The 6631-nt window shown below is 71.5% G+C and carries 7 protein-coding genes, 1 tRNA gene and 1 pseudogene; 5 read left to right on the top strand and 4 right to left on the bottom strand.

The features are described 5' to 3' along the window. Positions 1–1512, bottom strand: a 1512-nt coding sequence (locus AOK16_RS28825) for a GTPase domain-containing protein (protein WP_079101742.1), incomplete at its 3' end; no start/stop codon positions are given. Positions 1513–1798: 286 nt separating this feature from the next. Here AOK16_RS28825 and AOK16_RS24205 point away from each other — a divergent pair. From AOK16_RS24205 to AOK16_RS24195, 3 genes are all read left to right on the top strand, one after another. Next, positions 1799–1874: transfer RNA gene (locus AOK16_RS24205), tRNA-Arg, on the top strand. 290 nt (positions 1875–2164) lie between these two features. Further along, the gene (locus AOK16_RS24200) at positions 2165–2788 is read left to right on the top strand and encodes a choice-of-anchor C family protein (protein ID WP_055474238.1); all 624 of its coding nucleotides are present in this window, start codon (positions 2165–2167) and stop codon (positions 2786–2788) included. A 293-nt stretch (positions 2789–3081) separates the two neighbouring features. Further along, positions 3082–3387: a heme-binding protein gene (locus AOK16_RS24195; protein ID WP_055474237.1), complete on the top strand. Its 306-nt coding sequence runs from the start codon at positions 3082–3084 to the stop codon at positions 3385–3387. 57 nt (positions 3388–3444) lie between these two features. Here the strand turns inward: AOK16_RS24195 and AOK16_RS29135 are convergent, their stop codons facing one another. Together AOK16_RS29135 and AOK16_RS29130 are read right to left on the bottom strand one after the other, a co-directional pair. Further along, complete coding sequence (locus AOK16_RS29135; protein WP_338058503.1) at positions 3445–3753, bottom strand: DJ-1/PfpI family protein; 309 nt, start codon at positions 3751–3753, stop codon at positions 3445–3447. A gap of 70 nt (positions 3754–3823) precedes the next feature. Continuing rightward, positions 3824–4021, bottom strand: a pseudogene (locus AOK16_RS29130) (peptidase); the annotation flags it as partial. Between the two features lie 194 nt (positions 4022–4215). On the opposite strand from AOK16_RS29130, the gene AOK16_RS24185 reads away from it, so the two are divergent. Both AOK16_RS24185 and AOK16_RS24180 read left to right on the top strand, forming a co-directional pair. Then, positions 4216–4959 carry an IclR family transcriptional regulator gene (locus tag AOK16_RS24185; protein WP_055474236.1) on the top strand — a complete coding sequence of 248 codons (744 nt, stop codon included), beginning with the start codon at positions 4216–4218 and terminating at the stop codon, positions 4957–4959. Positions 4960–5117: 158 nt separating this feature from the next. Then, positions 5118–5390 carry a GlsB/YeaQ/YmgE family stress response membrane protein gene (locus AOK16_RS24180; protein WP_055474235.1) on the top strand — a complete coding sequence of 91 codons (273 nt, stop codon included), beginning with the start codon at positions 5118–5120 and terminating at the stop codon, positions 5388–5390. A gap of 111 nt (positions 5391–5501) precedes the next feature. Here the strand turns inward: AOK16_RS24180 and AOK16_RS24175 are convergent. Continuing rightward, on the bottom strand, positions 5502–6631 hold a 1130-nt coding region (locus tag AOK16_RS24175), incomplete at its 5' end, for a potassium channel family protein (RefSeq protein ID WP_169790955.1).

The following is a 6631-nucleotide window of genomic DNA, read 5'->3' as shown; positions in this document are numbered from 1 at the left end:
CTCGCCCGCGCCGCGCCCGCGTTCGCCGCCGAGGAGGACGGCGGCGAGCAGGACGGCGGTCCGGTCGGCTTCGGTGGCCGCCGGGCGCTCCAGGCCGCGTACCTCTTCCTCGGCCAGCTCTTCGAGGCAGCGGCGCCAGCGCCGTACGGCGACCCCGATCCGGTCGGCCGAGCCCTCCCCGGGGTCGCACCCCGGCTCGTAGGCGCCCTCCCCGGCGCGGTCGGCGCGCCAGGCCTGCCCGGTGCGCTCGTCGGCGTCGGCGACCGCGCAGCAGAGCAGGGCGGTCAGGCTGCCGGCGACGGCGTCGAGGAACTCGCCCGCGCCGCTGTCGTCGGGGTAGCCGCGCCAGCGCGTGAGGGCGTCGCCCGCGAGCACCTCGCCCGCGGCGATGTCGCGCCGCACCCGCTCCGCGCCCTCGGCGTACGCCTCCTCGACGCAGTGCGCGAGCCGCAGCGCGGCCGCGTGCTGGGCGGCGGCGGCCCCGGCGAGCGCGGGGAGCCGGGAGTTGAGCGAGGTGATCACGCCGCGGGCGGTGCGGGCCATGGTGGCGGTGCGGGCGGCCGGGTCCTGGGTGCGCTGGAGGAGCCAGTCGAGGAAGGGGGCGACGGCGCTGGCGGGCAGCAGGCCGCTGCCGGCGCCGGTGGACTCGGGCAGCTCGGGGATGGTGAACCGGGGCACCTCTTGGAGCCCGGCCTTGTCGAGCAGCGCGCTGAACTGCCGGGCGACGTCGACGATCACCTGGTGGGGCACCCGGTCCAGGACGGTGACCAGCGTGGCGTCGTACTCCTTGGCCGTGCGCAGCAGGTGCCAAGGCACCGCGTCGGCGTACCGGGTCGCGGTGGTGACGAGCACCCAGATGTCGGCGGCGCAGATCAGTTCGGCGGCCAGTTCGCGGTTGCGGGCGACGAGGGAGTCGATGTCGGGGGCGTCGAGCAACGCCAGGCCGCGCGGTACGGACGCGGCGGTCTCGATCCGCAGCGCGGGTGGGGCGTTGGTCTCGGCCTCGTCCTCGTACGGGTCATAGGCGTCGTACGCCTCGCGCGTGTCGTACGGGTCCTTGGTGTCATACGCGTCGTACGCATCCGGGTGCGCCGCGGCTGCCGTGTGTGCCGGGGCGGGGCCGTGGTCGGAGGTGCCGGGCCGGGGGGCCCACACGCGCGTGAGGCCGGGCAGCACGCGCGGCCCGGCGAACCAGCCGTGGTCGTCCGGGTGGCAGACCAGGACGGGGGTGCGCGTGGTGGGACGCAGCACGCCGGCGGTGCTGACCTGGCGTCCCGCGAGGGAGTTGACGAGCGTGGACTTCCCGGCGCCGGTGGAGCCGCCGATGACGACGAGGAGTGGGGCGTCGGGGGCGTGCAGCCGCGGGATCAGGTAGTCGTCGAGCTGGGTGAGGAGTTCGGCTCGGTTGCGGCGGGCGCGGTCGGCCCCGGGCAGCGCGAGCGGAAAGCGTGCGGCGGCGACACGGTCGCGCAGTGCGGACAGTGCTTCGAGCAGCTGGGGCCGTACGTCCAAGGTCACCACATGCGAAGAATGCCCAATTTTGGAGTCATTTTGAAGCGTATGCTGACCCCTGCGCGCCGACCGGAGCAACGCAGCCGCTCTCGACCCGCCGGGCCGAGGCATAACGAGTGCACAACACCCGCCACGGAGGAGGTGAAAACCGGTGCAGGATCCCCACCTGCCTGCGATTATCGGACCGCTTCACTGAACCTCCACAACGTGCCGCGGAGGTGAAGCAACCGGGACAAGGCATCCTGAGCCCTATCCTTGTCCAGGCCAATCGCGGCCACCTCATCCGGCCCCCGTAGCTCAGTGGATAGAGCAGGCGCCTTCTAAGCGCTTGGCCGCAGGTTCGAGTCCTGCCGGGGGCACCACTGACCCGTGGTCAGCCATGCCACGTCTTTCCAGTTCGGAGCGCGTTTCGGCGCTCCCACCCCACCGCGCGGCCACCGGAGTGAGGCATGCCCCCAGGGGTGCGAAAGCGGTGGGGCAAGTGGGCGCCGGGCAGCGCGCGGTGGAGACGGGGCTCCGCGTCCGCCTCCGCGCTACCACCGATCACCTCCGTGCCCTGTCCGCCCCTATGGCCAACTGGTCCTGCCGACGGCGAATGTTGACGGGCTCCGGCCCACCAGAGGAGCCGGGGACCGTTCACCCAGGAGGAACTGTGTCGGCCAAGCGCTCCATACTCATCGCGGTGGCTCTTGTCGGGTTGCTCACCTCCGGCGCCGGTACGGCGCTGGCCGCCCCGGACCAGGATCCCGGCGCGTCCGACGTCCGCGTCCTCGTCAGCCGGTTCGACAACGGCAGCTTCGAGTACCCGATCGCCCAGGCGAACTCGTTCACCACGTACAAGGCGGGGCAGTCCCTTGGGCCGTGGACAGTGGGCGGCGGGGGCGTGGATCTCGTCGACGACGGGCTCTGGCAGGCGGCCGAGGGCGACCAGTCGGTCGACCTCAACGCCGACGCCCCCGGATCGGTGTCGCAGACCTTCACCACCACCCCGGGGAAGACCTACACCGTCACCTACGCACTGGCCGGGAACTCGGGAGGCGGCCCGGCCGTGAAGACCGGCCGGGTCCTCGTCGACGGCCAGAACATCCAGGACTTCTCCTTCGACACCACCGGCAAGACGCCCGCCCGCATGGGATACATCAAGCGGCAGGCGACCTTCGTGGCCACCGCCGCCACCACGACACTCGCGTTCGCCAGCACCACCCCCAGCAGCGCCCACGGGCCGGCGATCGACGACGTGCAGGTCACCTCCTGCTCCTGCCCCTGCTCCTGCTGACCGGGCACCCGGCGTAGGTCCCGGATCGGGCCCCGCTGGGCCCTCTGAAGGCCCTCCCCCTCGGGAGGGCCTTTCCGTCGATCAGGGCAGGTTGCGCGGGACACGCGATGGAACGCGCGCCGCGGCAGGGTGGTATTGCCATGACCGGGACGGCCGTTCCCAGGAAGGGGATTCCATGGGAAAAGGCGGGCCTGTGCGGGCCGGAATCGCTTCGGCAGGATGGATTTCGCCCGGCCGAGGACCGAGAAGAAATCAGCCGGCACGCACAGATGGAATACCACCGAGGGAATCCCATGACGTATCACGTACTGGTGCAGTTCGATGTTCCGCCGGAGAAGCGGGACGCCTTTGTGAAGGCCGGCCTCTTCGACGCCGAGGGGTCCCTGGCCCATGAGCCGGGGACGCTGCGGTTCGAGGTCATCCATGACGAGGACAACCCCAACCGCATCTACCTGGACGAGGTGTACGCCTCCCGCGAGGCGTTCGAGGAGCACTGCGGGAACGAGACCATCAAGAAGTTCTACGAGATGGTCGACTCCTACGCCCTCGGCCCGAACTTCCTCTTCAAGGGCTACCGCGCGGAGCCCGCGGCCGGCTGAGGCGGCTGAACGCGAAGGGGCCGCGGCCCTGACGGACCGCGGCCCCGCCGCCGGCGATCAGTCGGCTACCGGGGCGGTCTTTCCCAGGAGGGCGAGGAAAGCTCGGAAGAGTTGGGCGTTCTCCGACCAGTCGCGTACGCCTACGAGGTTGCCGTCGATCACGGGGGCGTCGTCCACGAAGGTGCCGCCGCCCAGTTCGACCTCCGTCGAGACACCGGGGAAGGTCGTCGTCGTACGCCCGTTGAGTACGCCGAGGGGAGCGAGGGCGATGGAGGCGTGGCAGGTGTGCGCCACCGGCTTGTCGGCGGCGAAGAAGTGCTTGACGATGCGCTGGAATTCGGCGTCGTGGCGCAGGTACTCGGGCACCCGTCCCCCCTGGCAGGAAGAGGCCGGCGTACTCGTCCGGATCGACATCGGCGAACGCGGTGTCGGCAGGCCAGGACTTGCCGGGGAATTCGGTGAAGGTGCCTTCGTAGGTGCCGTCGAAGTCGTGCGAGACGAACTTGAGCTTCTTCACCGCGGGGGCGGCGATCACCACCTGGTAACCGGCCTCCGTCAGACGCTGCAGGCCGTAGAAAAACTCCAGGTCCTCGGTGGCGTCACCGGCGAGAATGAGGATCTTCGGGGCGGGCATGGTGCGGATGTCTCCCTCTGCGCAGAGTTGTTGACTCATGAGTTCCGGTCGTCTCCGGTCTTTTTCGAATCCGCAATCCGTTGTCGCGGTGTCCCACCGACCATGCCCGGGTCCCGACGCGGTGAGGAAATTCCTGTGGCGATATTCTGGCGATGCCGGAAAGGCCATGGCGACGAGGGAAGGAGCAGACGGAAATGACCAGCCGGAAGGGGCCGCGAACCGCGGACCGCACCCTGGAGATCCTGGAGACCGTCGCCGCATCGGCCCACCCGGTGTCGGCCAAGGCCCTCGCCCGATCCCTCGGCTGCGGGCTCTCCACCGTCTATGCCCTGCTGTCCCCGCTCACCGACCGCGGATACCTGGTCCGCGGCAACGGCGGCTATGCGCTCGGCTACCAGGTCTCCGCGCTGCACCGGTCGTTCCGGTGCCAGATGGGCCTCGACAACGGCATTCACGCCGTCCTCGCCCGCCTCCGGCAGGCCGCCCGGGCCCCCGCCACATACGTCGCCTACCAGGGCGACGGCCTGCTGATCGCGGACGTCGCCACCGCCGCGGTCCACGGCGAGACCCCCGGTCTCGACGTCGGCGTCGACCCGCGCACCCACGCCCACGCGCACGGCAAGATCGCCCTGGCCGCCGCCGGCCCGGCGACCCGCCGCCGCTACCTCGACCGCTCCGGCCCGCGCCGGTTCACGCCGAACACCATCTCCTCGGAGCAGCGGCTCACCGCGGAGCTGCGGCGCGTACGGCGGGACGGGCTGGCGGTGGACCTCGAGGAGGCCCACCCCGGGATGGCCTGCCTGGCGGCTCCGGTCCCCGGCCCGGACGGGAGTCTCCTCGGCGCGCTCTCGCTCAGCGTCCGCCCGGAGGAACTCCGCTCCCGGCGCGAGCAGTTGGCCGCGGCCGTACGGCGAGCGGCGCACGAGGCCCAACTGTGACGCGGGTGTGACCTAGCGCGGCTATGTGCCGTATCACGGCTGTGACATACCGCGGGTGAACCGCACCGCACGCCCCGGACGTCCTCCTGAGCAGGCGGACTTGATCACAACTCGGGATCGCCGGACTGGAAGTGCCGTTTTCTGGAGAGGACCCCGACATGGGCATCGTCAGCTGGATCATCCTCGGCCTGATCGCCGGGGTCATCGCGAAGGTTCTGCTGCCCGGGCGCGACCCGGGCGGGCTTATCGGTACGACACTGACCGGGATCGCGGGGGCGTTCGTCGGGGGGTGGCTCTCCGCGCACTTCCTCGACCGGCCGGTGAGCAAGGACTTCTACGACCCGGCCACCTGGGTCTCGGCCATCGCCGGGGCGCTGGTCCTGCTCGTGGGGTACCGGATCTTCTTCGGGAACTCGCGGGAGCGGCACTAGGGCCCGGAACCCGCTCCTTAAGGGGCCGGGATCGGAACCGCTCCTTAAGGGCCGGGAAAAGACCGGGTCCCTCTCTAGGAGCGGGCTCCTCCCCAAGAGGCGGCCCGTGTCCTATGGCCCCGTTTCCCGCTCCCGGGCCGGAGGGTTGGGCGCCCCGCCCCTCTGGAGCAGGTGCCCCAGGCCATGGCGGGTCGCGGCGATGATGACGCGGTCCTCGGGGCGCAGTACGTAGCCGGGGTGCAGGTCCCACTGCAGTTCCGGTTCACGGCGGGCCTCGCCGACCTGGAGCGGGGCCGTCAGGTCCGGGCTGCGGTCCTCCGGGGATGCCACGTCCAGGGCCAGGACACGCCAGGCGCCCGCCTCGAAGGCCTCCGCCACCGTGCGGCCCTCCAGTTCGGGGTGGCCCGCGACCTCCACCACCGCGAAGAGCAGGACCCGGCGCTGCACCGGGATGGCGCCGATGACCTGGCGGCCCATCATGGCCGCAGCGAACGCCGGTGCGGTCAGGGCCGAGACACTGCGGCTGCGGGTGCGGGCGCCGGGGTAGGAGTCGCGCAGGGTGCGGTAGACGGTGGTGGAGAACTCGTCGTCGTACAGGCGCAGCACCACCCGCAGGTCGGGCCGCGTCTCCCGCGCGTACAGCACCGCCTCCAGGTTGGTGCTGTCGTTGCTGGTCAGGGCCAGGAACGCACGGCTGCGGCGGATCTTCGCGGCCTCCAGGACCCCCTCTTCGGTCACGTCCCCCACCACGACCGGTACGCGCCGCTCGCGGGCGAGGGCGATGCCGCGCGCGTCCGGGTCGCGCTCCACGCAGACGACCGGGATGTCCAGCTCGCGGAGCCGGTCCAGGACGCGGGTGCCGACCTTGCCGAGGCCGAGCAGCACGACGTGCCCCGACAGGCCGGGCGGTGGGCGCCGTACGGCCGAGGCGGCCCGGAAGGCGCCATAGCTCTCCAGGACGACCGCCAGCAGCAGCGGCATCATCAGCAGTCCGGCGAATCCGGCCAGGAGTTGGAGGAGCTGGCGGCCGGCCGAGTCGTCGAGGGCCGGATCGCCGATCGCGAAGACGTCGAGCAGCGCGAGGTACGCGGCGTGGCCCAGCGGCTCTCCCGTCACCTGCCAGGTGAGCAGCGCGAGCAGGGTGACCAGGCCGGCCAGCCCGGCGCTCGCGAGGCGCAGCCGGCGCGAGAAGAACGAGCCGAACGGAATGGTGCCCACCAGTCCCCCGCGCGGCCCCGCCG

The sequence above is a fragment of the Streptomyces pathocidini genome (assembly GCF_001418495.1).
Classification (GTDB): Bacteria; Actinomycetota; Actinomycetes; order Streptomycetales; family Streptomycetaceae; genus Streptomyces; species Streptomyces pathocidini.
The sequence above is the reverse complement of the archived record's forward strand: the minus strand, read 5'-3'. Positions and strand labels throughout refer to the sequence as shown.

Excerpts from the sequence above, each read along its gene's own strand:
- AOK16_RS24195 (WP_055474237.1), top strand. The coding sequence starts at position 3,082 with ATGACGTATCACGTACTGGTGCAGTTCGATGTTCCGCCGGAGAAGCGG.
- AOK16_RS24185 (WP_055474236.1), top strand. The coding sequence starts at position 4,216 with ATGACCAGCCGGAAGGGGCCGCGAACCGCGGACCGCACCCTGGAGATC.
- AOK16_RS24180 (WP_055474235.1), top strand. The coding sequence starts at position 5,118 with ATGGGCATCGTCAGCTGGATCATCCTCGGCCTGATCGCCGGGGTCATC.